Origin of the sequence: Synechococcus sp. J7-Johnson (assembly GCF_024345795.1) — a bacterium.
GTDB lineage: Bacteria > Cyanobacteriota > Cyanobacteriia > PCC-6307 > Cyanobiaceae > Regnicoccus_A.
The window spans coordinates 19,752-44,094 of record NZ_JAGQBU010000016.1; the positions used below are offsets into that span (position 1 = coordinate 19,752).

Genomic DNA, 24,343 nt, shown 5'->3' on the forward strand with positions numbered 1-24,343 from the left:
CTATGTTGAATGCGGCCAATCTTGCAGCACATCGCGCAAGTGCTGCAATCCCAGCCCTGCTGTTGCGGAAATGAACATCACATCAGCGTCGAACGATCGGGCCTGCTCCAGGGCGCCGGCAGGGCAGCGATCAATCTGGTTGGCCACCAGGCGGCGGGGGGCCTGGCAGCCGAGGGAATCGAGGATGGTGTGAACGGTCCTGAGCTGCACGGGCCAGGCCGGATCGGACAGATCCACCACAATCAGCAACCCGTCGGCCTCGAGTGTTTCCTCCAGGGTGGAGCGGAAGGCTTCAACCAGGGGCGGCGGCAATTCGCGGATGAATCCCACCGTGTCAGTGAGCAGGAGGCGCCGCACCGCTCCACTCCCATCTGCCAGCTCCAGCCGGCGGGTCGTGGGATCCAGGGTGGCGAACAGCTTGTTCTCTGCCAGCACCTCCTCCCCGGCCGCTGGCTGGGTCAGGGCGTTGAGCAGCGAGCTCTTGCCCGCATTGGTGTACCCCACCAGCGCCAGCCGCTGCAGTCCACCCCGGCCCTGGCGCAGGCGAGCACGGTGCTCCCCAAGCCGCTCCACGTCGCGTTGAAGACGCTCGATCCGGCGGGCAATGGTGCGGCGGTCCTTCTCCAGCTGGGTTTCGCCCGGCCCGCGGGTGCCAATGCCGCCCCCCTGACGCGAGAGGCTCAGGCCGCGTCCGCTCAGCCGGGGCAACCGATAGCGCAGCTGGGCCAGTTCCACCTGCAGGCGCCCGGCGCTGCTGGCGGCCCGCTGGGCGAAAATATCGAGGATCAGCTCGCTGCGGTCACTGACGGGCAGGTCCAGCAGGCGCTCTAGGTTGCGGGCCTGCACCGGCGTCAGCTCCCGGTCGGTCACCACCAGGCTGGCCTCCAGCCGGCGGGCCTCCAGTGCCGCTTCCCTCAGCTTGCCTTCGCCCCAGAGGGTTTGGGGGGCAGCTTGCTGGCGCTTCTGGCGCACCACTCCCACCGGCAATCCACCAGCGCTGCGCACCAGCCCTTCGAGTTCGGCGATGTCACGCTGGCTCTCGCTCTCCTCGCCGCTCACCAGCGTCAGCAGCATCACCCGCTCCGGCCCCTGCTGCGTCTGCTTGATCGCCCCAGCCCCGTCCAGGTCGCTGGTGTCGGCAGGGTTGATGGCGGGATCACAGAGGTCGGGGAGCTCGCCTTCCAGCCGGCAGCTCCAGGGCTGGGCCTCCTCGTGGCTGAGCCCGTAAACGGCAGCGGGCCAGCGTCCACCGGCGCGGGCACGGTCGCTGAACCGCAACCAGAACAGGGGTTGCAGATCCATGCCCACGAGGGCTTCGCTGCCCAGGGGCTCCAGCGACTGACCTCGGCCGATGCAGCTGAGCAGCCGTAGATCCTGGCCCTGACGCCGCTCGGAGCCGGGCAGGCGCTCGATCAGCCGGCCGGATTGCTCCAGGGGACCCACCCACAGCAAGCGGCAGAGGCCGCGGCCATCCACCACCAGGCTGAGGGGCAGCTCCAGCTCGCGGGCCTCGGCCGCCAGCCGCTGCAGTCCCAGCAGGTCGGCGCCCCCCTGCTCCGGGTGGCGGCGCTGGGCGAGGCGCTCCAACCGCCGTTTCTGGGCTGGCCGCAGCCCTGTGACGCGGCCGGCGAGGACGGACTGTTTCAATGACGCTGGATCCGCAGGCAGGTAATTCCAGCCGCCCGGGCACCCTCCACATCCTCGGGACTGTCGCCCACATGCCAGGCTTGGTCGGGCCTGATCCCGAGGCTGTCAAGGGCCAGCTGGAAGGGCTTTGGACTTGGTTTGGCGGCACCGGCCGCACTCGAGACCACCACCAGCTCCAGCAGATCCGCCAGACCGAGGGCCTCCAGCAGACCATGAAGCCGCTGGTCGAAGTTGCTCACCACGGCCAGGCGCAGACCGGCCCGGTGCCAGCTGCGCATGGGGCCGATCACATCGGGGTACACCTGCCAGAGATCAGGTTCGGCGAAGCGATCGAACAGCTCGAGAGCCAGCTCCGGGGCCAATTCAATCTCGGCCAGGTTGCCACCGGTTGCGTGAAAGGTGTCCTCGATCCGCCTGGCCCACCATTGCCGCTCGGCCGCCAGCAGCTCCGAGCCCTCCAGGCCAGGAAACGCCAGGGGGGGAGCCAGGCGCAGCACGGCGGGTAAGGCCCGATCGATCGCTGCTGGATCCACGATCACGCCGTGCTGCCGGGCCACATCCGCGTAGGTGTGGCCCACCGAGCTGCGCAGGCCGATCAGCGTTCCCATCGCATCCAGCAGCAGTGCGGCGGGGGCGCCCGTGATCAGGGGGTGCCTCATCGAGGCGCGATCAGAGGGCGGCCGAGATCGCTCAACCAGCCTGCCGCCACCCTGAGCTGGTGCGGCAGGCCCGGCAGCCTCGAGAGGTAGGTGAGCTGGCGGATCCTGTAGGCGGCAGGTCCCGCCAGCGTCAGGCCCAGGCCCGTGAGGCTGGCCTCGCCGATGCCCAGGCTGATCATCTCGCCCAGATCCTTCCAGAGGAACGGCTGCAACGGCTCACCTTCGATTGAGCGCAGCAGATTCTCCGCCAGGCAGTCGGCCTGCTGGAAGGCCACCTGGGCCGTGGCCGCCAAGGGCGCTCCATCGGCATCAGCGACGTGGGCCACATCCCCGATCGCAAAGACTCCGGGGTTGTTCTGGAGCTCCAGGGTCGGTTCACAGAGCAGACGCCCCCGATCATCGAGGTTGGCGGCAGGCTCGATCGGGGGGGGGGCCACCGTCACCCCAGCGGTCCAGATCACGCCATCCACCAGAAGGGTTTCGCGGCTGTTGCCCTCCTCTGCCGCCGTGAGGCTCAACTCCAGGCGGCCGGGCTCCAGGGCCAGCACCTTGGTGTGGGTGCGCAGACGGATGTCACGGCGCAGCAGCGCCGATCGAGCTTGCTCGCGGTTGAAGGCACGGGCCTGGGGCAGCAGATCGGCGCCCTGCTCGATCAGTTCGATCACTGTGCTGCCCCGGAGCAGATCGGCCAGCTTGCAGGCCAGCTCGACCCCGCTCGGTCCTGCCCCCACCAGCGCCAGCCGCTGCAGGGGCCTGGGGTGGCCGAGCAGATGTTGCACCAGATCCTGCAGGCGCTCCACGTCGGCCATGCTGCGGAAGGGGATGGCCAGCTCCTCCACCCCGGGGATGCCGTAGCTGGTGCCGCGGCTGCCGGTGGCGATCACCAGGCGGGAATAGGGCAGAGTTCGGCCTTGCTCGGTGATCACACAGCTGGCGCTGGCATCAATCCGGCTGATCCCGTCCCGCAGCCAGGCCACTCCGCGGCTGGCCAGCAGGGTGTCGTAGCGGGGGGCTACTTCCCAGCCGCGCAATTCCTCGGAGAGAAGTTCGTAAAGCAAGGGCAGGAACAGGAAACGCTCCTGGGGCTCGACCAGCAGGATTGGCGGGTGATGACGGTGGGAAGCCAAGGCCAGGGCGGTATAGAGCCCGCCGAAGCCACCACCGGCAATCAGCACCGGCCGGGTGGAGCCGGGCGCCTGTTGGGAAGGGTTGGCCTGGCTCCTGCTGGGCTCTTCCATGGGCGAAAGGCCTTGCCGTCTCGGGTTGTTCGAACCCTAACCAGCGATGTTGCCCCGGAGGAGATGATGGGTGCCATGACCAGCCTCACCACGACCCCGTTGCCGACGGATCGGCTGGGCCGGACCATCGAGCCGGAACCGGCACGCCGCCATCTGGAGCCCCTGGATGCTGCTGGGCAGTTGGCCTGGGGGTATGAAACCTTCGGCGAGGGGTTTGCGCTCACCACCAGTTTCGGGATCCAGTCGGCTGTGCTCCTGCACATGGCCACTCGCCTCAGTGAGCGGATTCCCGTGCTCTGGGTGGACACTGGCTACCTGCCGAACGAAACCTATCTCTATGCCGACAGGCTCTGTACTGCCCTCAACCTGAATCTGAAGGTGGCGCAGTCGGATCTCTCCCCGGCCCGGATGGAGGCGCTCTACGGCCGCCTCTGGGAAACCGGTCGGGTGGAGGACCTGCATACCTACCACCGGTTACGCAAGGTGGAACCCCTTGATCGACTCTTCCAGGAGCTGGGGGTTCACTGCTGGGCCAGTGGGGTGCGCGGTGGCCAGACCGATCATCGCGGTGCCATGGCCCCGCTTGGTGGGGTGCGTGGGCGCTGGTCGCTTCGACCCTTGCTCTCCTGGGGTCCGCGAGAGGTCTTCTATTACATGGAGAACCATGCGTTGCCTCAGCACCCGCTGTTTGAGCAGGGTTACTCCAGCGTGGGCGACTGGCACTCCAGTCGCCCTGACGATGGTGACGGCCGCTCCAGTCGTTTCGGAGGGCTGAAGCAGGAATGCGGCATTCATCTGCCGGGCGTGATGGGAGAGGGCATCTGAGCCGTGGGCGCCGGTGATCTCTGGTTGTTGATCGGCAACAGCCGTTGGCACTGGGCTGAGGCCCTGGCCGAGACCGCCGCCGAACCTGGGACGGCTGCACTGCAGTTCAGCCATGGCCCGCCCCCACCTGATCTGGCTGTAGTGCAGTGGAATCGGCTGCGGGCCTGGGCAGCTGTAGGCCCGCTGCCCATTCAGGGGGAGGAAGGCAGCCGTCGGCTCGAGCGACTGGCGAGCCGGCGCCTGCTGCTCGAGCGGGTGCCCCTGCAGCAGCTGCCTCCCTGGTTGGGCATCGACCGCGCTCTGGTGGGCTGGCAGGCCTGGCGGTGCCAGGTCCAGCGGGGGGGAGGGGCCGTGCTGGTGGCCGATGCGGGCACGGCCCTCAGCCTCACCCGGGTCGGGGCGACCGGCAACTTCGCGGGAGGGCGGCTTCAGCCTGGAGTGAGCACCCAGATCAGCTCTCTGGGGCGGACGACGGCGCTGCTGCCGCTGCTGGTACCAAGCCCTGACGGGTTGGGACCTCTTGTCGAGGTGATGGACCCCTGGCCGATCGAAACGGAGCAGGCGATGCGGGTGGGATGCCTGCTGGGATTGGCGGCGGCTGTGGCCCAGGCCTGGCGCGACTTGCAGAGGCTGGAGCCCACCTCGCTCTGGCTCACCGGGGGGGACGCCCCGGGGCTAGCCCCGCTGCTGCAGCAGGAGCAGGTTCCCTTCGAGCTGGCACCGGAGCTGGCGATGAAGGCACTGGTGGCCCTCAGCTCAGGCCCAGATCCGAGAGGATCTGTTGGGCCATCTCCTCTGCCTTGACCTTCCAGTAGATGCGCTCCAGCTTCCCTTCAGGGTCGATCACGAAGGTGTGGCGCATCATCCCCATGAATTCGCGTCCCATGAACTTCTTGAGCCCGTAGCTGTTGTAGGCCGCGGCCACCTCACAGGGCTCGGGATCACTGAGCAGGGTGAAGGGCAGCTGGTACTTGGCGATGAACTTGGTGTGGCTGCCGGCTGCGTCCTTGCTGATGCCCAGCACCTTGATGCCGTGCTGCTCGAAGCTTGCCCACTGGTCGCGAAAACTACAGGCTTCCTTGGTGCAGCCCGGTGTGTCGTCCTTGGGATAGAAGTAGAGAACCACCCGCTGTCCACGAAGGTCGGCCAGCGACACGGATGTGCCGTTCTGGTCGGGAAGGGTGAATGTGGGGGCCGAGTCACCGATATGCAGCGTCATTGGGTCGACGATTTCGAGAATTGAACTTAGGTCGCCGGTAGGGTCGGACGATCTCCCGAAGCCAGATGGCCCTCGCTCTTCGCCTCGGCGTCTCCACCCTGCTGGCGCTGATTGGCGTCGCCGGTCTGGTCCAGCTGACCCTGCATCCGCCCCTGGCCAGCCGCCCGGGGACTTCAGCGTCCGTTGTGTTGGCCGATCTCGAGGCCCAGGAGGCCCTGCTGGATCAACGTCAGCAAGCGGCCCTGCTGCTGAACCGCTTCGTGGGAGCCCAGATCACCCGTTACTTCTGGGGGGGCTTCAGCGGCTATCTCGATGTGCTGGGCCTTGAAGTCCCCCAGGATATGAAGGCAGATCTGAAGGTGGAGGACCAGAGCGCCCAGCTGAGGCTCACCCCGCGAACGGGCAAGGAGACCTATGTGGCGCGCGTGGAGGCCATCGAAAGCGTGCCGCGTGGGGTGGTCTGCCGCGGAGAGGCCAAGCCGGGAGCCTTTCCCTTTACGTCCGACCGTCTCGGTTGCCCGCCGGGATGGCGCCCGCTCGGCAGCCTCAGGCGCCTTCGCCCCAACCCTGAGGGGTAGTGAGGAGTGGGCCAGCCGAAGGTCTGTCTTCATTGGCACAGCAAGTTGTTGGCAAGTGCAACTCGGCTGTCTAGGTTGATGGAGATGTGTCTTCGCTATCCCGTGCTGAAGCGTCTTGCCGCCGGTCTCCTTGCTGGAGCCGCTTTCTCAGCCACAGCTCTGCCCGCTTCGGCAGCTGTGGACAACGACCTACCTGTGCGCTGGAACACCGGCGGTGCCGTGTGGTCCACCAATCTGGATGCGTTCAAAACGTTCATCGAAGACGGTGATGTGGTCGATCGCGGTCTCGCCGGCGGAATTTCCCGCTCCGGCTGGACGGCCAGCGAACTCCGCACCGGTCTGGCCAAGAGCTACAGCGTCGATGTGGTGGGTGTGACCCGCTTCCTGTACTCCGATGCTGGCGTCAAGTTCCTCAAGAACCAGACCCGCAGCTACTTCCCCTACTGGTCGATGTCGACCTACGCAGTTCAGGGTCTGCGTGGCGCGATCATCGCCGACGCTGCCGACGGCTCCATCTCCTCGGCCGGCATCATGGCTGCCCTGCCCACCGACTTCCGTCTGGCTGATACCTGCGGCACCTACGACGGCAAGCAGAACATCTGTGCAGAAGGCAAGTGCCAGGGCGAAGCCCAGTGCACCTCCCTGCTGTCCTGGTACGTCTTCCTGCCGGCTTGCATCCAGGCCAACCAGATGCTGGATCCCGTGGCTCAGGTGCGCACCGCCCCCGCGCCGACCTTTACCCCTGAGGCCGAGCCCATCCGCGGCCTCTGGTGACAATCACTTCCTGGTTCCGGCCAGGAATTGTTGATCTCAACCCCGGCAATGCCGGGGTTTTTTCATGGGCCGGCTTTGGCTGGTGGCTCCGTCGGCTGAGATTTCGAGCGGCGGGCGATCAGGCGCTGGTGGCGCAGCCGCTGGGGCAGCAACACCCTGATCTGACTTCGAAACCCAGCTTCAATCCTGGCGATTTCCGCACCGTTAATCACGGCCTCAAGCCGGCTTCGGTAGGCCGCACCCGGGCCGAACCAACGCTGGCAGGTGCTCTCGCTCAGCTCCAGGGTCAGCGACTCCTGCCAGCTCTCGAGCTCCACCAGCCAGTGCAGCGCCTCCAGAGCTGCCGTCAACTCGGCTGAGCCTGGCGCTGGCGAGAGCCAGGCTTCTTCTTCGAGGCTGACCCGCTGCAGCAGTTCAGGCAAAGTCGCGTCGGCCAGGGCAGCACCTGAGCCCCCAGGCCTGGTCAGCAGTTCCGCCAGCGCCCCGGCGGGACCCAGCAACGGCCGGCTCAGCAGCAGACGCCACTGCGCCCTGGGGCTGGCCAGCCGATCCAGCTCCTCCAGCCACGGGTGCCAAACCGCAGCCTCCTGTTCCTGGAAGGGCGAACGCCCCACCAGCCACTCGAAGCGCTCGCCTGGTTCCATCACTTCGCTCAGGCTCTCGGGCCTTGTGGGCTCCAGCAGCAGCAGCCGGGGGCTGCGCAGGCTGTCGAGCAGCTGGCTATGGGCCTGCAGGCGCTGTTGATCAGCTGCGGTATCCACGCTGATCACTACCCCCCCCTCCGGACAGCTCTCCAGGGGATCCAGGGCCCAGAGCAGGGAGCGAGCCCCCAGGATCAGGGTTCGGTCCTGCCGCTTCCAGTCGGCTCCCTGCCAGAACCGCTGGCGCAGCTGATCGAGCCGCTCGCCCTCCGCTGCTGCCTGGCGTTGCAGCCAGCGCTCCAGCTCCGCGTCGCCTGGGCCGCTGCTGAGCAGAGGGCCGGAGTTGGCGCTGCTCTCGGCCGCGGCAGCCAGCTGGGCGGCACGGCGCCGCTGCAGCCGGCTCTGCAAGCCTCCCTCCCAACCGAGCTGACCCGGCAACCAGAACACCTCCCCCTGCAGGGCGGCCGGGAGGTAGGTCTGGGCGACCCAGTGCTCGGCGTAGGCATGGGGGTAGCGATAACCCACCCCGTCGCCGAAGGCCGTCCCATCGCGGTTGGCGTCGCGCAGGTGGGAGGGCACCTCCTGGCGGTTGGTGGCCCGCACGCTCTTCAGGGCGTCAAAGAACCCCAGCAGGCTGTTGCTCTTCTCGGCACCGGCCAGGTAGAGGGCTGCCTGGGCCAGGGGATAGAGCCCTTCCGGCAAGCCCACCCGCTCGAATGCCGCCGCGCAGGCTTCCACCACCACGATCGCCTGGGGGTCGGCCAGACCGATGTCTTCACCGGCGGAGATCAGCATGCGCCGGAAGATGAAGCGCGGGTTCTCACCGGCCTCCACCATCCGCGCCAGCCAGAACAGGGCGGCGTCGGGGTCGGATCCCCGCAGCGACTTGATGAAGGCGCTGATCGTGTCGAAATGGGCATCCCCCTGCTTGTCGTAGTGCACGGCCCGCTGCTGGATCGATTGTTCAGCGATTTCCAGGTCGATCCGGACCACCCCGGTGTCATCGGCGGCGCTGCTCTCCACAGCCAGCTCCAGGGCGTTGAGCAGGCTGCGGGCGTCACCGCCCGCCACATCGAGCAGGTGATCAGCGGCCTCGGGGCTCAGCTCCACCGACCGGCCGCCATAGCCGCGCTCTCTGTCGGTGAGGGCCCGCTCCAGCAGCACTCGCAGATCACGGGGCTCAAGCGACTGCAGGCGGAACAGCCGCGAGCGGCTCACCAGGGCCTTGTTCACCTCGAAGTAGGGGTTTTCGGTGGTGGCTCCGATCAGAGTCACGGTGCCGTTCTCCACCCAGGGCAGCAGGGCGTCCTGCTGGGCCACGTTGAAGCGATGCACCTCGTCGATGAACAGCAGGGTGCGCAGGCCGTGGCGCTCCAGCCGCTGGCGTGCCGCTTCCACCTCCATGCGCAGGTCCTTGACCCCGGCCAGCACCGCATTGAGACTGGTGAAGTGGGCACGGGTGCTGCTGGCGATGATCCGCGCCAGGGTGGTCTTGCCCACTCCCGGCGGGCCATGCAGGATCAGGTTCCCCACCCGATCGGCGTGGATCGCCCGCCGCAGCAACCTCCCGGGGCCAAGGATCTCCTCCTGGCCCACGAATTCCTCGAGACTGCGGGGGCGCAGACGATCGGCCAGGGGGGCGAGAGCCCGGCGGTTGATCTCCCCCTGGTGGCTGAACAGATCGCTCAAGACGCGTGTGGCGTGATGAGGACAATCCTGGGATCAACCCTCAGGGCCTGCAGCTCAAGACACGGGCCTGCAGAATCGGGCAACTCTTGTCACCGTGCGTGAAGCGTTCCTGTCTGGTGATTCCGGCCGCAATCGGTCTGCTGGCGACTGGTCTCAGTGGCTGCGGCGATCCCCCCAAGCCGCCGCCCAGACAGGTCCAGGTCAGGACCGAACCGGTCGCCCTGGCTCGCTTCAGCGATGACGTCGACACGATCAGCACCCTTGAGGCTCTCAGCGTGGTGCAGTTGGCAGCCCAGGCAGGCGGCCGTATCGAGCGCCTGCTGGTGCGTCAGGGGGATGTGGTGCGCCAGGGCCAGCTGCTGCTGGTGCTCGATCAGGTGCAGGTGGGTGCCGATGTGGCCAGTCTGCGCGCACAGCTGGAGAAGGACGAGCTCAACTACAAACGCTTCGAGTTTCTGGTGCGCCAGGGGGCAGCCAGTGCCCTTCAGCGCGACCAGTTCCGCGCCCAGTTCGTGCAGTCGAGGGAGGCCCTGAGGGCTCGTGAGGCCGATCTGGCTTTCCGCGACCTGCGCTCCCCCAGCGATGGGGTGATCAGTGATCTGCAGGTGAAAGTGGGCGATGTGATCAGGGCCGGGGATCCCTTCACCAAAGTGGTGCGCAACGATCGCCTCACCGCCCGCATCGACGTTCCCGGCGTGCTCACCGCCCGAGTGAGGCCCGGTTTGCCGGTGACGTTGCAGGAGCCCCAGTCGCCGAGGGAACTGGCCCGTGGCGTGGTGAGCTCCGTGGATCCGGTCGTGAATGCCGGCAACCAGTCCCTGCTGGTGAAGGCCGAATTCGACAATCCCAATGGTGCTCTGCGCACCGGCCTGCGGCTGCGCACCCGGGTCCAGCTCGATGCGGCCGATCTGCCGTCGGTGCCTTTCGCCGCCGTCACCCAGACGGCTGGCCAGAGCTTCGTCTTCGCCCTCGGCACCCTGCAGGATCTGGAGAAGAACCCAGGCAAGGCCCCCCTGGACCAGTTGCGTCAGTTGCCCCCAGGCAGCAGCTTCGCCCTGCAGCGCCCGGTGCAACTCGGACCCCTGCAGAACAACCGTTATGCGGTCCTGCGCGGTGTGACAGCGGGTGAACGTGTGATCACCACCAATCTGCTCACCCTGCGTCACGGCACGCCCGTGACGGCGCAGTAGGAGCTGCAGCCAGATGTCCGCTTCCGACAATTTCATCACCCGGCCGGTTCTGACCACGGTCTGCAGCCTCCTGCTCGTGATCGGCGGCCTGATCGCCATACCTCTGCTGCCGATCGAAAACCTGCCTGACATCGCCCCACCCACGGTGACGGTGAACTCCCGATACAACGGCGCCGACGCGGTGTCGGTGGAGGAGGGGGTCACCAATGTGCTGGAGCAGCAGATCAACGGGGTGGAGAACATGGACTTCATCACCTCTTCCAGTGCTGCCGATGGCAGCAGTGCGATCACCGTGTCATTCGCCAGTGGCACCGACGGTGACATCAATCAGGTGAATGTTCAGAACCGGGTGGCCCTGGCCCAGCCTCAGTTGCCCGAGGAGGTGAGACAATCCGGGGTGATAGTCAATAAAGCGTCAAACTCGATTCTGCTTGTCTATAATTTTGGTAGCGAAGATGCCAGCAACCCCTACAGCACTGAATTCATCAGTGGTCTGCTCGATCAGAACCTCACCGACAGGATCAAACGGGTCAAGGGTGTGGGTAACATTGCCTATGCTGGCAACCGCCAGCTGGCTTTCCGCCTCTGGCTCGACCCCGACCGCCTGGCGGCTAACAAGCTGAATTCATCCGATGTGGTGAATGCCCTGCGCAGTCAGAGCCGCCTGGTGCCCGCCGGCCAGGTGGGCGGAGAGCCTGCCCCTGATGGTCAGCAGTTCACCTTCACCGTGCAATTGCAGGGGCGGTTGCGCAGCTCCGAAGAGTTCTCCAACCTGATTCTGCGCAGCACTGACGATGGGGGGCTGGTGCGCCTCAGGGACGTGGGCCGGGTGGAGCTGGGCGCTGAAACCTATGCCGCCAACGCCACCGATCTGAAAGCGGTTCCGTCGGTGGGCCTGCTGGTGTATCAGTTGAGTGGAAGCAACGCTCTGGAGGTGTCACGGGGCGTCGAAGACGTCCTCAAGGAATTCAGTCTCAGCATGCCTCCCGGCATGAAGGTGGAGAAGATCTACGACAACACTGATTTCATCAACGCGTCGATCCAGGGCGTGACCAGTTCCCTGCGTGATGCGGTGGTCTTGGTTGTGCTGATCCTGTTTCTGTTCCTTCAGAACTGGAAGGCCACACTCGTGCCCGGCATCGCCATTCCCGTGGCCCTGGTGGGTACTTTCCTGTTCGTGAAGGTGGCGGGCTTCTCGCTCAACCAGCTCACGCTCTTTGGTTTGGTGCTGGCCACGGGCCTGGTGGTGGATGACGCCATCACCGTGATCGAGGACACCTCCACCAAAAAAGCTCAGGGACTCTCGGCGCTCGATGCGGCCAAAAGCACCATGAATGAGCTCTTCGGTGCAGTGATCGCCACTTCGCTGGTGCTGTTCGCCGTGTTTCTGCCGGTTCTCTTCTTCCCAGGCGCCACCGGAACAATTTATCAGCAGTTTGCCGCCACGATCATCTTTTCAGTGGCCATTTCAACTTTTAATGCACTCACTTTCTCGCCGATGCTCTCGGCCTTGCTCCTGGCACGCGAAGGGGCATCACCCACTCGCCGTGCCTATGCCATCGCCGGAACCTCGATCGGCTTCGTCTATGGCCTGCTGGTGAGTGGCGGTGGCGCCCTTGTGGTACTTGCCTGGGTAGTGGGAGGATTGCTGCTGGGTTATCTGCTCGGGTTAATCACCCGCTTGCCCCTGCGGCTTCCCATCACGATCACGGCAGCGGTGCTTGGATTGCTGCTGGGGAGAGTATCGAACCCTGTTGCGGTGGGGGTGTTCAGCCTGATCGGTCTGCTGCTGGGGGCCTTTCTGACCCCGATCTTCAACCGCTTCAACAGCTTTTACTCAGCCGGTGAAGGCTGGTATCAGCGTGCCTTGGCCTGGGTGCTCGCCCACCGCACCCTGATGATGGGTGTGCTTGTGGGAGGCATCGCTCTGACGGGTGTGGCCTTCACCTCAATCCCCTCTGGTTTCGTGCCGGTGGAGGATCAGGGCTATGCCATCGGTTTCGTTCAGGCCCCTGATGGAGGCTCTGAGCAGAACACACGCAGGATCAATGCCCGGGTGGCGGAGATCATCCGCACCGAGCCAGAGATCTCCACAGCCGTGATCATCAGTGGCTTCAGTCTGGATGGCAACGCGCCCAACCGGGGTCTCTTCTTCGTTGGGTCCAAGAACTGGGATGATCGCCCCAATCCTGATCAGTTCATGGATCAGATCGTGGAGCGGCTGAACCGCAAGCTCTCCGTGATCGATGGGGCCAGGATCTTTGTGGTGGAGCCGCCGGCCATACCCGGCTATGGAACTTCCGGGGGTTTCGAATTCCAGATGCTGGATCAGAGCGGTGGTGCGCTCACTCTCCCAGAGTTCTTCTCCAACGCCAATCAGCTGATCGCCAAGGCCCTGCCGACGGGTCTGTTCAGCCGGGTCTTCACCCAGTTCACGCCTGAATCGCCCCAGCTCAGAGTGAGCGTGAATCGTGAGCAACTGGCGGCCTTGAACGTGGATTACGGGCAGGCGATGCAGGCTTTCAGCTTTTACTTCGGTGGCGCCTACATCAATGACACGTTCCAGGAGGGCAGGATACGTCGGGTGTTTGTTCAATCGGATGCCCCCTTCAGGGCTACGCCTCAGCAGCTCAAATCGCTGTTCGTGAACAATCGCCTTGGGGAGCCGGTGCCCCTGGCCGAGGTGTTCATGGTGGAGACCACAACCGGACCCGCTGTGATTCCTCACTTCAATCTTTTCCGCTCCATCAAGATCGACGGATCAGCTGCCCCTGGCCGCAGCTCCGGTCAGGCCATCAAGGGGATGGTCGACACCTTTGCCGAGCTTGGTACCAACGGCCTCGGCTTCGACTGGACCGGCCTCTCGCGGGAGGAAGTGAAGGCCGGTGCCCTGGCGGTGGTGATTTTCGCCTTCGGCATCCTCGTGGTGTATCTGGTTCTCGCGGCTCAATACGAGAGCTACGTTGACCCGCTGATCATCCTGATGACTGTTCCCACCGCGATGCTCGGAGCGTTGGCCTTCCTCGCGGCGCGAGGGGAGGTGCTCAACATCTATGCCCAGGTGGGCCTGGTGATGCTCATCGGTCTGGCCGCCAAGAACGGGATTCTGATCGTCGATCTCGCCAACCAGCGCATGGCCGCGGGAGCCACTCCGTATCAGGCGGCGAAGGAAGCGGCTGAATCCCGCCTGCGGCCGATCCTGATGACGGCGATCTCTTCCCTGTTCGGCTTCCTGCCCCTGGTGCTGGCCAGTGGGGCCGGTGCTCGCAGCCAGGCGTCCCTAGGCACCGTGGTGTTCGGTGGTCTGATGGTGGCCACGGTGCTCTCGTTGTTCGTGGTCCCGGTGTTCTATGTCGTGATCAAGCAGCTGGGTGCGTCCGGCAACGACAAGACACGCCCCCCCGCCGTCGCTTCCTCCTGATGGCCAGCGCACCGGAGCCCCTCAATGGACGCCGCATCGTGCTCATAGGTGTGGTCGGAGGTCTGTTTGGCCTGGCCGTCAGCTTTTTCCTTCAGGCGATCGTGGCCAACACGACTGTCACGGTGAGCTCCTATGCCATGTTCTGGTTCCGGCTGCTGCTGGGTGCCTTCGGCACCATGGCGGGCATGGCGATCGAAACTGTGCGACAGCTGCAGGTCACCAATCCGGACCCTGCTTACCGCAAACCCGTTTTGCGCGGCGGGCATCCTCGGGAACGCCCGTGACAGGTGTGCTCCCTTCAACCGATTCAACTGAGGCGATGGACAGAGAGTCCGAGCTGCGTCAGCCTTGGATCATCTCGTGACCAGCCTCTTGCGGCCCCGCCTGAGCCTTCTGGCGATCACCACACTTGTCGTTCTGGTGTCCCTGGCAGGCTGCGGTCGGCCTGAACCAGCGGCTCCCCCACCGCCTGCAGTCAAGCTGATTTCACCGCGTTCCCAGCTGTTCGAGGATTCCGCCGACTACCAGAGCACCCTCGAGGCCATCCGTGAGGTGAAGCTCGCCGCCGAAATCGATGGGCGCATCGTGGCGATGCCGATGCAGGAAGGTCAGCGAGTCAGTCCCGGGCAATTGCTGTTCCGGCTGGATCAGGTGCAGCAGCAGGCCTCCACCGATGCCGCAGCCTCGGAAGCCCGCAAGGATGTGCTCAACGCCGAGCGCTACATCTTTCTGAATGATCAGGGAGCGGTCTCCACCAAGGAACGCGACTTCTACATCACCCAGGCCCTGCAGAGTCGCGACCAACTGCGCTCCACCCAAGCCACCCTTGGCTACAAGAATGTGGTTGCGCCGATTCCCGGTCAGGTTGGCAGCATCAATGCCAAGCTCGGCGACGTGGTGCGCGCCGGCGGTGTGGTCACCAGCGTGATCGACAACTCGATCCTGTGGGTCCGCCTCGATGTGGCCGGCGAAGATGCTTACCGGGTGCGCCAGGGATTGCCGGTGCTGCTGCGGGTGCCGGGGCGGTCCGAGTTGGTTGCCAGGGGCGCCGTGAGTTTCGTCGCCCCCTCGCTTGATAAGGAACGTCAGACTCTGCTGGTCAAGGCCACCTTCGCCAATGATCAGGGCTCCCTGCGCAACAACCAGCGGGTGAATGCCACCCTGGTGTTCGACCAGACCGGTTCTCTGGCCATCCCAGCCCAGGCGGTGCTGCTGCAGGCAGGCAAGACATTCGTTTTCCTGGCTCTGAGTCCCCAGGAGGCGCGTCAGCGCCTGGGGCGGGAGATTGAGCCGCCGCCGCCGGCAGGTTCCCTGGTGGCCGTGCAGGTGCCCGTGACCCTGGGAACGCTCCAGGTCGGTGTCTACCCGGTTGAAGCGGGACTGCAGACCAGCGATGCGGTGATCCTCGGCAACCTGGCCCAGCTGCGCAGTGGCCTGGCGGTACGAAGGGCCACTGGCGCTCCGCCTCCCCAGACTCGTCCATGAGCCTGTCGGATACCTTCATTCGCCGCCCAGTGCTCAGCACGGTGTGCAGCGTGCTGATTCTGTTGGCGGGGGTGATCAGCCTGCCTCTGCTGCCGATCGAGAACCTTCCCAACATTGCCCCGCCCACGATCCAGGTGAACGCCAACCTGCCGGGTGCCGATGCACTCACGGTGGAGAGTGCCGTGACTGGTCCGCTGGAGGAGCAGATCAACGGCGCGCCGGGGATGGATTACATCACCTCCACCAGCACGGGTGAGGGCAGCAGCCAGATCAATGTCTATTTCAAGCCGGGCACAAATCCTGATATCGATCAGGTGAATGTGCTCAACCGGGTACAGACAGCCACTCCCCAGCTGCCCCCCCAGGTGAATGCCCAGGGTGTGACGGTTCAACAGACTTCAGGCAGTTATCTACTTGTTTACAATATCACCTCCAGCGAAGGCCAGTTCGATCGGAACTACCTGAACGGACTGGTGCAGCTCAACTTGCTGTTCCCGCTCACCCGAGCCGATGGAGTCGGCCAGGTGAACATCTTCGGTGCCAGTGATCCAGCCTTTCGGCTCTGGGTGGACCCGCTCCGACTTTCCCGCTTCAACCTCGCCGTCACCGACGTGGTGAATGCGCTGAAGTCGCAGAACGTGGTGGTGATAGCTGGCAGCATCGGTGGCCCACCGTCCCTGCCGAGCAACCGCAGCACATTCCCGATTCTGGTGAATGGTAATCTCAAGACAGTGGCTGAGTTTGAGCAACTCATCCTGGCGAAAGGACCCGATGGCGGACTGATCCGGCTTGGGGATGTGGGGCGGGCTGAGTATGCCTTTCAGAATTTCAATCAGGCGGCCGTGAATGCCATCAGTGGCCACCCTTCCGTCGGCTTCGGTGTGATCCAGCTGCCGGGAAGCAATGCCATCACCACCGCCAAGGCCGTTGATCAGGTGCTCAGCCAGTTCCGCAACACTTTGCCCCCTGGCGTGGTTCTGGAGAAGGTGTTCGACCAGACCGACTTCATCAATGCGTCGATCGAAGGGGCCCTCGATGCCCTGCGCGATGCAGTGGTGCTGGTGCTGCTGATCATTTTTCTGTTTCTGCAGGACTGGAAGGCCACGGCCGTGCCTGCCCTGGCACTGCCGATTGCGCTGCTTGGAGCGATGGTGTTCGTGAAGTCCTTCGACTTCTCGATCAATGAACTCACCCTGCTCGGAATCATCCTGGCCACGGGCCTGGTGGTGGACGACGCCATCGTGGTGGTGGAGGCTGTCTCGGCCCGGATCGAGGCTGGAGAGCCTCCGTTCCTGGCCGCCTCCAATGCCATGAAGGAGCTCACCGGCGCGATCCTCGCCACCGCCCTCGTGCTCCTGGCGGTGTTCGTGCCTGTGGCCTTCTTCCCCGGCGCCACCGGGGTGATCTATCGCCAGTTCGCGCTCACGATCGTGTTCTCGATCCTGGTGTCCACGTTCAACGCGATCACCGGCAAGCCCCTGCAGTCGGCACTGCTGCTCGGCGGTGGCAAAACCGAACCCCGCGGCTGGCGCTGGACCGCCATCGGCGGTGCCCTTGGAGCCTTGTACGGCACCCTGGCCGGTGGCTGGTTGCTGGCCCTGGTGCTCGGGGTGGCGGGTGCGGTGGTGGGCAGCTTCCTGATGCCCATCTTCACGGCGTTCAACAAGGCCTTCGAGCAGGTGGCCCGCGGCTACGCCGCCCTGCTCCATCAGGTGATTCGCCTGAGAACGGTTGTGGCCGTGGCGCTGCTGGGAGGGGTTCTGGTCACCGGTGCCGCCTTCGTGCTCATTCCCACCGGCTTCGTGCCCACCGAAGACCAGGGCTACGGCCTGGGCATCATTCAGTTGCCTGCCCAGGCTTCGATCGAGGCCACGATGGAGGTGGCGGATCAGGCCCGAAAGGTCATTGCCAAGGAAACCGATGTGGTGTCTGGGGAGATGGTGGGTGGAGCCGGCTTCAACGGCGGCTCACTCAATCAGGGCATCTTCTTTTTCGGCCTCAAGCCCATCGAGGAGCGCACCAGGCCTGAGCAATCCGCCGACGCGATCATCAAGCGCTTGAACAAGGCCTTCTCTGAGATCCCAGGTGCGATCGTGCTGGCCCAGGCGCCGGCCGCCGTGCCTGGCTTCGGCGCCCAGGGGGGGCTGTCCTTCCAGTTCAACGACCTCAGCAATGGCGGCTACAGCCCCACCGAACTGTCCGGCCTGGCGCGGGAGCTGATCGCCAAGGCCCGCTCCACCGGCATTTTCGGCAATCTCTACACCCAGTTCGTGAGCGATGCCCCGGTCTGGCGGCTGGATGTGGACCGCGACCGCATGGCCTCGCTCGACATCGATTACAGCGCCGCGATGGAGGCTCTGGGTACCCTCACCGGCGGCAGCTTCGTGAATCAGACCTACGAACAGCAGCAGTACCGGCAGGTGGTTGTCCAGGCGGATGCCAGCCATCGCGGCATGATCCAGGACCTGAACAACCTCAACATCAGCAACCGCGCCGGCCAGCTGGTGCCGCTCTCCAATGTGGTGAAGGCCCGCCTGGACAGTGCCCCGCCGATCATCAGCCACTTCGACCTCTACCGCACGGTGCTGATCCAGGGGGTGGAGGCCGCCGGCAAGAGCAGCGGCCAGGCGATCGACACCATCTCCGAGGTGTTCCGTCGCTTCAATTTCGCCAACATCGGCTCGGCCTGGTCGGCCCTGACCCGATCCGAGGTGCAGGCAGGCGCCCTGGCGATTCTGGTGTTCGCTCTGGGGATCGTGGTGGTGTACCTGGTGCTCTCCGCCCAGTACGGAAGCTACATCGATCCGCTGATCATTCTGATGACGGTGCCCCTGGCCATGCTCGGGGCGCTCATGTTCCTGGTGCTGCGCGGCCAGGTGAACAACGTGTATGCCCAGGTGGGCCTGGTGACCCTGATCGGCCTGGCGGCAAAGAACGGCATCCTGATCGTGGATCTGGCCAACCAGCGCATGGAGCAGGGCATGACGGCGGCGGAAGCGGCGATGGCGGCCGCCTGCTCACGGCTGCGACCGATCCTGATGACGGCGATGGCTGCCCTGGCCGGTTTCTTTCCCCTGCTGGTGGCCAGCGGAGCCGGTGCCCTCAGTCAGCAGTCCCTGGGGGCGGTGATCTTCGGCGGTCTGCTTGTGGCCACAGGCCTCAGTCTGTTCGTGGTGCCGTCCTTCTATGTGCTGATGAAGCAACTGGAGGCGGCCTGGTTCCCGGCCAGCCAGGCCACTGAGCCGGTGCTGCCGGCGGGACCTGTCCCCTGAGATGCCCCTGCCCCGGCCATCTGGATATCAACCGAGGCGCCAGTTGCGGGTCGATCGTCGCCGCATCGTGCTGGCGGGGATGATCAATCTGGCCGCGGCATTGGTGCTGCTGACCCTGGCCCACCGGGTGTCTCGAACGCCCGGTGAATTGCTGCCACCGATTCATCCCCGCTTCTGGGTGGTGGTGGCGGGGATGGCGGCGTTCTGCGGTGTCTGGGGCGAGAGCCTGCGTCAGATCAGCCTCACCCGCCGCGGCGAGCCCGGTGCCCCGCTCGATGAGCGGAGCGACTGAGACAGGGGCGGCAGCTCAGGTGATCACAGTGGGCCGCTCCATGCCGGTGCGGCTGCGGATCTCGGCAAGCTGGTCGGCGGCGGTGATCAGATCGGCGAGGGCCTGCTGGGGATCCTGATCCAGGTTGCCGCCGGACTCCACGTAACTCTCCAGGTAGAGGCGCAGGGTGGCCCCCTGGGTGCCGGTGCCGGAGAGGCGGAACACCACCCGACTGCCGTCATCCAGGAGCAGGCGCAGACCCTGGCCGCTGGTGAGGGAGCCGTCCACCGGGTCGGTGTAGCTGAAGTCGTCGGCAGTGGCGATGCTGCGGCCGGCGAAGCCGGTCCCCACCAGGGAGGGCAGCAGGCCCTTCAGGCGGTCGTAGAGACCATGGGCCCTGTCGCTGGCGATCGCTTCGTAGTCGTGGCGGGAATAGTAGTGGCGGCCGAAGCGGCTCCAGTGACCTGCCATCACCTCGGCCACCGAGCAGCGGCGGGTGGCCAGGATCTGCAGCCAGAACAGCACCGCCCAGAGACCATCTTTCTCGCGGATGTGGTCGCTGCCGGTGCCGAAGCTCTCCTCCCCGCAGAGGGTGATCCGGCCGGCATCGAGCAGGTTGCCGAAGAACTTCCAGCCCGTGGGCGTTTCGAAACAGGGAATGGCCAACTCCCTGGCCACCACATCCACCGCCGCGCTGGTGGGCATGGAGCGGGCCACTCCGGCGAGCCCGCCCACGTAGCCGGGAGCCAGACCAGCATTGGCGGTGAGCACCGCCAGGCTGTCGCTGGGGTTCACGAAGCAGCGCTGGCCCAGGATCATGTTGCGGTCGCCGTCGCCGTCGCAGGCGGCCCCGAAGCGGTAGGCGTCAGAGCCCATCAGCAGCTCGGCCAGCTCATGGGCATAGGTGAGGTTGGGGTCCGGGTGGCCCCCGCCGAAATCCTCCAGGGGAATGCCATTGCGTACCGTGCCGGCCGGTGCTCCGAGCAGCCCCTCCAGCAGGCGGCTGGCGTAGGGACCGGTGACGGCATGCATGGCATCGAAGGCGATCGGGAAGTCGCCCCGCAGCATCTGGCTGATCGCGTCGAAATCGAACAGGCCCTGCAGCAGAGACACGTAGTCGTCGACTCCGTCGATCACCTCGATGCTCAGCCCGCCCAGGGCGTAGGCCCCCGGCGCTTCCAGGGATGGCGTTTCGGCGTCAACGATCCGGTAGCCCTCCAGCTGGGTGGTGGCGCTGTAGATGGCATCGGTGATCGATTCAGGGGCCGGCCCGCCATTGGCGCCGTTCACCTTGACGCCGAAATCGCCCTCGGGGCCGCCGGGATTGTGGCTGGCCGAGAGGATGATGCCGCCGATGGCCTGGTGCTTGCGGATCAGGTTCGAGGCGGCGGGGGTTGAGAGGATCCCGCCGGTGGTGGTGATCAGTCGGGCCACCCCATGGGCGGCGGCCATGCGCGTGATCACATCGATGGCGCGGCGATTGCCGTAGCGGCCATCGCCGCCAAGGATCAGCGTGCCCCCCGCCACTCCGGGCACCACCCGGAACACCGCCTCCACGAAGCTCTCCAGGTAGTGGGGCTGCTCGAACTGTCGGCTGCTCTTGCGCAGGCCGGAGGTGCCGGGTTTCTGGTCGCTGAAGGGGGCGCTCAGGAGCACCTGACGAACCGATGGTGATGGAGAAGAGGTGGCCATGGCAGCGGCCGGAGCATCGGAGGAGGCGCTGCTGGTCATTGGTGCCAACCTGGGAGTAGCCAGGCTAGCCCTGGACCCAGGCCCCACCTGCCAGGTCACTGCCCACTGGCTAGCTTGCGCTCATTGCATGATCTCCACGCCGATGGTTTCCCCCTCGTCCCGGTCGAGCAGGATCCAGGTGATGCTGCTGTCCCTGGTGGCCCTCAGTCTTGCTCCTGCCCAGGCCGGAATGCTGGGCGCTGCGCCGGCCAAGCCGATGGCCCAGGCCATCAGCGTGACCCGGCAGGCTGCCACGGCCGTTCTCGAGAAATCGGGCACCTCAAGCTGCCTCACCGGCAAGCTCACCAATGCCCTGCTCAGCCTCTCCTCCAGTTGTGAGGCCGTGGGCGATCGCTCTCCCATCTGTGAGTTGGCCAATCAGGCGGCGGTGACCACCGGCTGGTCGATGGATTTCATGGAACGCACCTCCCAGGAGTTGCTGAAGCTCTCGGATACGCCCGTGGCCACAACTCCCTGAACTTTTACCGGCCACCGGGCTTGGACCGCCACTCAGCGGCTGCCTGATCCAAATCCGAAGCCAGAACCGGATGGTCGAGCGCCACCCGATCCCCCTGGCGCATCACTGGCTGCGGATCCAGGCCCACCAGGGCCGGACCCATCCTTGGCAACGGGCTTGCTCACCGGCCGGCAGCTGCTGACCACCCGGTCCGCAGCGGCATCGATGCCGTCCCGCCGGGTGAGGCTGTTGCTGGGGCCTGTCACGGCGATCTGCACCACTCCCCAGAGGGCGTCCTTGCAGAAGCCCGAGAGAAGGGGGTGATCCATCAGTGGATCCGCCAGCTTGCGGGCCCGATCACAGGTGGCGGCGCTGTTCTCCCTGCCGCAGTCGAGGGCGGCCAGTTGCACCCGGCGCAGGGTCTCACTGCTTGGGTAGATGGCCAAGCTGTCGTTGGCCTCGGCCGGGCTCCAGCCGAGTCCGGGCGCAGCGAGCATCACGGCGCTCAACAGCGAGGCGGCAAGGCTTGATCGGGCCATCGATGCACGGCAGCAACTACGTCTCATCATGGCGGCGGCTCATACCGTGATCTCAACCGTGGCCAGACCCTGCCGCAGGGGAATCTGGCGCTGCCGCCAGGAGTGTCCGATTCGCTCCCCCAGCCATGGAGCCAGCTGCACCAGAGCACGGCGCAGCAGGGGCGATCGACGCAGCAGCTGGGCCTGGCGGGCCTCCTGCTGCTGCAGGGTCTGGGCTCGCTGGATCTCCGGCAAGCGCTCGGCCTGGATCTGCTCCAGGCTGGTGTCGACGGCTGCGGTATCGCCCGCCATCAGGGGAGCGAGGAGCAGGTTGGCGGCCACGACCGCGTCGCGCAGGGCCATGTTGATCCCCTGGGCCCGGATCGGGCTCATCGGGTGAGCGGCATCGCCCAGCAGCAGCAGGCCTGGGCGGTGCCAGCGGCGGCAGCAGCCCACCTGAACCGAGAGCTTCAGCGGTGCGCTGATCGCTGGGGCTACCTGGCGAAGGTGATAGGCCAGCCAATCGGGGGCCATGGCCGCAAAAACTTCGCCCCAGGCCTGGGGGCTGCGCTCGAACCGCTCGCCTGGGCTGAGCACCCAGCCCAGCTGCAGCTCCCCAGGCTGGGCGCCATGGAAAAGGCTGCAGGCAGCTCCGTCTTCACCCAGCAGCATGGTGAAGGCGTTGTCGCTCTCGAAGCGGGGGTGGCTGGGAAGGCGGAACCAGAGCAGGTCGATGGGGCTGTTCTGGCGCTCAAGCTCCAGGCCCGAGCGCTGCCGCACCAGCGAGGAGCGGCCGTCGCTGGCAACCACCAGGGATGCCGCAAGCCGACTTCCATCACTGAGCACGACCCCGGCGACGCGGCCCTCGGCCTCGATCACATCCACCACCGAAAGCCCCTGCCTCCATTGGAAGCCGCTGTCCCGGCTGGCACGCTCCAGCAGGGCCTCCAGCAGCGCCGGCTGGGAGATCAACGTGCAGGGTCGCTGGCCCTCCATGGGTTCCTCGACCCTGAACAGCTTCCGGCCGTGCAGATGGAACGACCAGGCGCTCAGGGACCGCTGGGGCAGGCGGGCCAGTAAGGGGCCACAACCCATGGCCTCCAGAGCCGCCAGGCCCGATGGCATCAGCCCCTCGCCCCTGAACTGGCGTTGGAAATCCCGCGCTGCTTCCACCAGGGTCACCTTCACCCCCCGCTCAGCCAGCAGCATCGCCAGCGCCGCTCCCGCGGGGCCAGCCCCCACGATCACGACGGGCTGGGAGTCTGGGGCTGGGGTCATGGCTGCTGCGCTGTGGCGGCCAGTGGCCGAGGTGTGCCTTGGCCGCAGGTCTGGCGGACCCGCTTCAGCTTGCGCCGCAGCCGAGAGGTGATTCCCAGCTCCGCCCCCTGCCACATCCGGTCTTGCTCACGGCTGAAGTGGGCCGCCAGCTGGGGCGACTCCAAGACCATCAGGGTTTCATCGTTGCCGTGGGCGGCGGATGGGCTCCAGTTGAACGAACCGGTGATCACTGTCTTTCGATCCACCACGGCGAATTTGTGGTGCAGCTTGTCGCCGCGGGCCAGGCGTGGCGTACCCACTCCGGTGATCGGCTGCTGCCAGGGGCTGTTGCCCAGCTCCAGTTTGCAGAAGCGATCCGGCATCGAGACCCCCAGCAGATCAAGCACCTCCGAAAAGCTGCGGTTGGCGAAGCCGGGATCGGCCAGCAGCCGGATCGCCACCCCCCGCTGCCGCAGCTCGGCGAGGCGGTTGGTCAGTCCCTGGGCTGAGAGCACGAACAGGTTCAGATCGAGCTGTCGCTCGGCCCGGGCCAGGCGCTGATCGAGCAGCAGAAGGCCATGGTTGGGATCCTTGCGGCGGTGGGGAGCGAAGAGCACCTCGACTCGGGTGGGCCCCACCATCACCGCCTGCACCGGCCCTCCCTCCTTGGCGATGCCGAACCGGCTGTCAGGAAGGCCGCCGGGGCCATCCCCCCACATCCGGTTGAATTCCCTGTTGAACAGCGCGGCGAGGTCCTGGCTGTCGAAGCGCAGTAGGTGGTTGACGTTGCCCCGGGTGCGGCGGTCGTCGGGATCGCCGTGTATGCAGGAGGGGGTGAAATTGGTGGAGCCTGTCACCACCCAGCGCTGGTCCACCACCATGAATTTATGGTGCATCAGACTGCTGCCCGCACTGCCGTCGGCGGTGTCGTCGAGCATGGGAATGCCGCCCCGTTGCAGGATGCGGACGGCATCGCCGCGGTCGCGCTCGCTGGCGCTCAGGTGTCCGTCGCGGTCGGTGTCTGCCAGGGCCATCAGGTGGCGGTGGCGCCCGAGCTGGTGAGAGCTCAGCCCCGCTGGCAGCTGCTCACTGAAGGGAGTGCTGTAGGTGTTCTCGAGGATCACGAGTACGCGCAACCCCTGGCGCTTGCGTTCCACCAAGGCTTCGGCAACCCTGGGCAGAGAGATTTCTTGCACAGCCACCAGGATGTCGCTCTCGGCCCGCTCGATCGTCTCGAGCAGGAACTGCTCAAGGTTGTCGCCGCTGCGGCGCTCGCCGCTGATCGGACTGCGGTAGTGGCGGTCGGCGCGATGGTTGAAGGCCACCTCCACCCCCGCCGGCAGGGGCAGATCCGCCGGGGGTGAGCCCAGGATGCGGGCGGTGGCGGAGCAACCGCCAAGACCGAGAGCGGAAAGGCAGGAGATCAGGGCGACCGCCCGGGCTTGGTTGGCGGTTTGGACGTCTGACAGGG

20 protein-coding genes are annotated in these 24,343 nt (G+C 65.8%); 11 read left to right on the top strand and 9 right to left on the bottom strand.

The window, feature by feature from the left end:
- The 3 genes from hflX to KBY93_RS09575 are packed head-to-tail and all read right to left on the bottom strand — an operon-like array spanning position 1 to position 3,544.
- A complete protein-coding gene (gene hflX / locus KBY93_RS09565) occupies positions 1–1,647 on the bottom strand; it encodes a GTPase HflX (RefSeq protein ID WP_255094112.1) in 1,647 nt (548 codons plus the stop codon).
- Positions 1,644–2,306 carry an HAD-IA family hydrolase gene (locus KBY93_RS09570; RefSeq protein WP_255094113.1) on the bottom strand — a complete coding sequence of 221 codons (663 nt, stop codon included), beginning with the start codon at positions 2,304–2,306 and terminating at the stop codon, positions 1,644–1,646. Before KBY93_RS09570 ends, hflX begins: the two co-directional genes overlap by 4 nt.
- Complete coding sequence (locus KBY93_RS09575; protein WP_255094115.1) at positions 2,303–3,544, bottom strand: NAD(P)/FAD-dependent oxidoreductase; 1,242 nt, start codon at positions 3,542–3,544, stop codon at positions 2,303–2,305. The genes KBY93_RS09570 and KBY93_RS09575 overlap by 4 nt, the downstream gene beginning before the upstream one ends.
- A gap of 75 nt (positions 3,545–3,619) precedes the next feature.
- Here KBY93_RS09575 and KBY93_RS09580 point away from each other — a divergent pair, with 75 nt between their 5' ends.
- Together KBY93_RS09580 and KBY93_RS09585 are read left to right on the top strand one after the other, a co-directional pair.
- Positions 3,620–4,369 (top strand): phosphoadenylyl-sulfate reductase, encoded by a 750-nt coding sequence (locus KBY93_RS09580; RefSeq protein ID WP_255094116.1) that lies wholly within the window; start codon positions 3,620–3,622, stop codon positions 4,367–4,369.
- 3 nt (positions 4,370–4,372) lie between these two features.
- Positions 4,373–5,173, top strand: coding sequence for a type III pantothenate kinase (locus KBY93_RS09585; RefSeq protein WP_255094117.1), 801 nt, complete (start codon positions 4,373–4,375; stop codon positions 5,171–5,173).
- On the opposite strand, the gene bcp is transcribed toward KBY93_RS09585, so the two are convergent.
- Positions 5,121–5,588 (bottom strand): thioredoxin-dependent thiol peroxidase, encoded by a 468-nt coding sequence (bcp, locus tag KBY93_RS09590; protein ID WP_255094118.1) that lies wholly within the window; start codon positions 5,586–5,588, stop codon positions 5,121–5,123. The genes KBY93_RS09585 and bcp overlap by 53 nt on opposite strands.
- 65 nt (positions 5,589–5,653) lie before the next feature.
- Here bcp and KBY93_RS09595 point away from each other — a divergent pair, with 65 nt between their 5' ends.
- Both KBY93_RS09595 and KBY93_RS09600 read left to right on the top strand, forming a co-directional pair.
- Complete coding sequence (locus tag KBY93_RS09595) at positions 5,654–6,166, top strand: hypothetical protein (protein WP_255094119.1); 513 nt, start codon at positions 5,654–5,656, stop codon at positions 6,164–6,166.
- A gap of 84 nt (positions 6,167–6,250) precedes the next feature.
- A complete protein-coding gene (locus tag KBY93_RS09600) occupies positions 6,251–6,940 on the top strand; it encodes an alpha/beta hydrolase (protein ID WP_255094156.1) in 690 nt (229 codons plus the stop codon).
- A gap of 62 nt (positions 6,941–7,002) precedes the next feature.
- Here the strand turns inward: KBY93_RS09600 and KBY93_RS09605 are convergent, their stop codons facing one another.
- A complete protein-coding gene (locus tag KBY93_RS09605) occupies positions 7,003–9,270 on the bottom strand; it encodes an AAA family ATPase (protein ID WP_255094121.1) in 2,268 nt (755 codons plus the stop codon).
- Between the two features lie 98 nt (positions 9,271–9,368).
- On the opposite strand from KBY93_RS09605, the gene KBY93_RS09610 reads away from it, so the two are divergent.
- From KBY93_RS09610 to KBY93_RS09635, 6 genes are all read left to right on the top strand, one after another.
- Positions 9,369–10,460: an efflux RND transporter periplasmic adaptor subunit gene (locus tag KBY93_RS09610; RefSeq protein ID WP_255094122.1), complete on the top strand. Its 1,092-nt coding sequence runs from the start codon at positions 9,369–9,371 to the stop codon at positions 10,458–10,460.
- A 13-nt stretch (positions 10,461–10,473) separates the two neighbouring features.
- Positions 10,474–13,881, top strand: coding sequence for an efflux RND transporter permease subunit (locus KBY93_RS09615; protein ID WP_255094123.1), 3,408 nt, complete (start codon positions 10,474–10,476; stop codon positions 13,879–13,881).
- Positions 13,881–14,165 (top strand): hypothetical protein, encoded by a 285-nt coding sequence (locus KBY93_RS09620; protein ID WP_255094124.1) that lies wholly within the window; start codon positions 13,881–13,883, stop codon positions 14,163–14,165. Before KBY93_RS09615 ends, KBY93_RS09620 begins: the two co-directional genes overlap by 1 nt.
- Positions 14,166–14,241: 76 nt before the next feature.
- Positions 14,242–15,366 carry an efflux RND transporter periplasmic adaptor subunit gene (locus KBY93_RS09625; protein ID WP_255094126.1) on the top strand — a complete coding sequence of 375 codons (1,125 nt, stop codon included), beginning with the start codon at positions 14,242–14,244 and terminating at the stop codon, positions 15,364–15,366.
- Positions 15,363–18,638 carry an efflux RND transporter permease subunit gene (locus KBY93_RS09630; protein ID WP_255094127.1) on the top strand — a complete coding sequence of 1,092 codons (3,276 nt, stop codon included), beginning with the start codon at positions 15,363–15,365 and terminating at the stop codon, positions 18,636–18,638. Before KBY93_RS09625 ends, KBY93_RS09630 begins: the two co-directional genes overlap by 4 nt.
- A gap of 1 nt (position 18,639) precedes the next feature.
- Positions 18,640–18,930: a hypothetical protein gene (locus tag KBY93_RS09635; RefSeq protein ID WP_255094128.1), complete on the top strand. Its 291-nt coding sequence runs from the start codon at positions 18,640–18,642 to the stop codon at positions 18,928–18,930.
- Positions 18,931–18,945: 15 nt separating this feature from the next.
- On the opposite strand, the gene KBY93_RS09640 is transcribed toward KBY93_RS09635, so the two are convergent.
- Positions 18,946–20,601 carry an alpha-D-glucose phosphate-specific phosphoglucomutase gene (locus KBY93_RS09640; protein ID WP_255094129.1) on the bottom strand — a complete coding sequence of 552 codons (1,656 nt, stop codon included), beginning with the start codon at positions 20,599–20,601 and terminating at the stop codon, positions 18,946–18,948.
- A 181-nt stretch (positions 20,602–20,782) separates the two neighbouring features.
- Between KBY93_RS09640 and KBY93_RS09645 the strand changes: the two genes are divergently transcribed.
- On the top strand, positions 20,783–21,118 hold the full coding sequence (locus KBY93_RS09645) for a hypothetical protein (RefSeq protein ID WP_255094130.1): 336 nt from the start codon (positions 20,783–20,785) through the stop codon (positions 21,116–21,118).
- A gap of 32 nt (positions 21,119–21,150) precedes the next feature.
- On the opposite strand, the gene KBY93_RS09650 is transcribed toward KBY93_RS09645, so the two are convergent.
- From KBY93_RS09650 to KBY93_RS09660, 3 genes are read right to left on the bottom strand one after another with little or no spacing between them, the layout of a single operon-like run.
- Positions 21,151–21,636 carry a hypothetical protein gene (locus tag KBY93_RS09650; RefSeq protein WP_255094132.1) on the bottom strand — a complete coding sequence of 162 codons (486 nt, stop codon included), beginning with the start codon at positions 21,634–21,636 and terminating at the stop codon, positions 21,151–21,153.
- 39 nt (positions 21,637–21,675) lie between these two features.
- Positions 21,676–22,893 carry an FAD-dependent oxidoreductase gene (locus KBY93_RS09655; protein ID WP_255094133.1) on the bottom strand — a complete coding sequence of 406 codons (1,218 nt, stop codon included), beginning with the start codon at positions 22,891–22,893 and terminating at the stop codon, positions 21,676–21,678.
- A complete protein-coding gene (locus KBY93_RS09660) occupies positions 22,890–24,341 on the bottom strand; it encodes a phosphatidylserine/phosphatidylglycerophosphate/cardiolipin synthase family protein (protein ID WP_255094157.1) in 1,452 nt (483 codons plus the stop codon). Before KBY93_RS09660 ends, KBY93_RS09655 begins: the two co-directional genes overlap by 4 nt.
- Positions 24,342–24,343 lie beyond the last annotated feature (2 nt).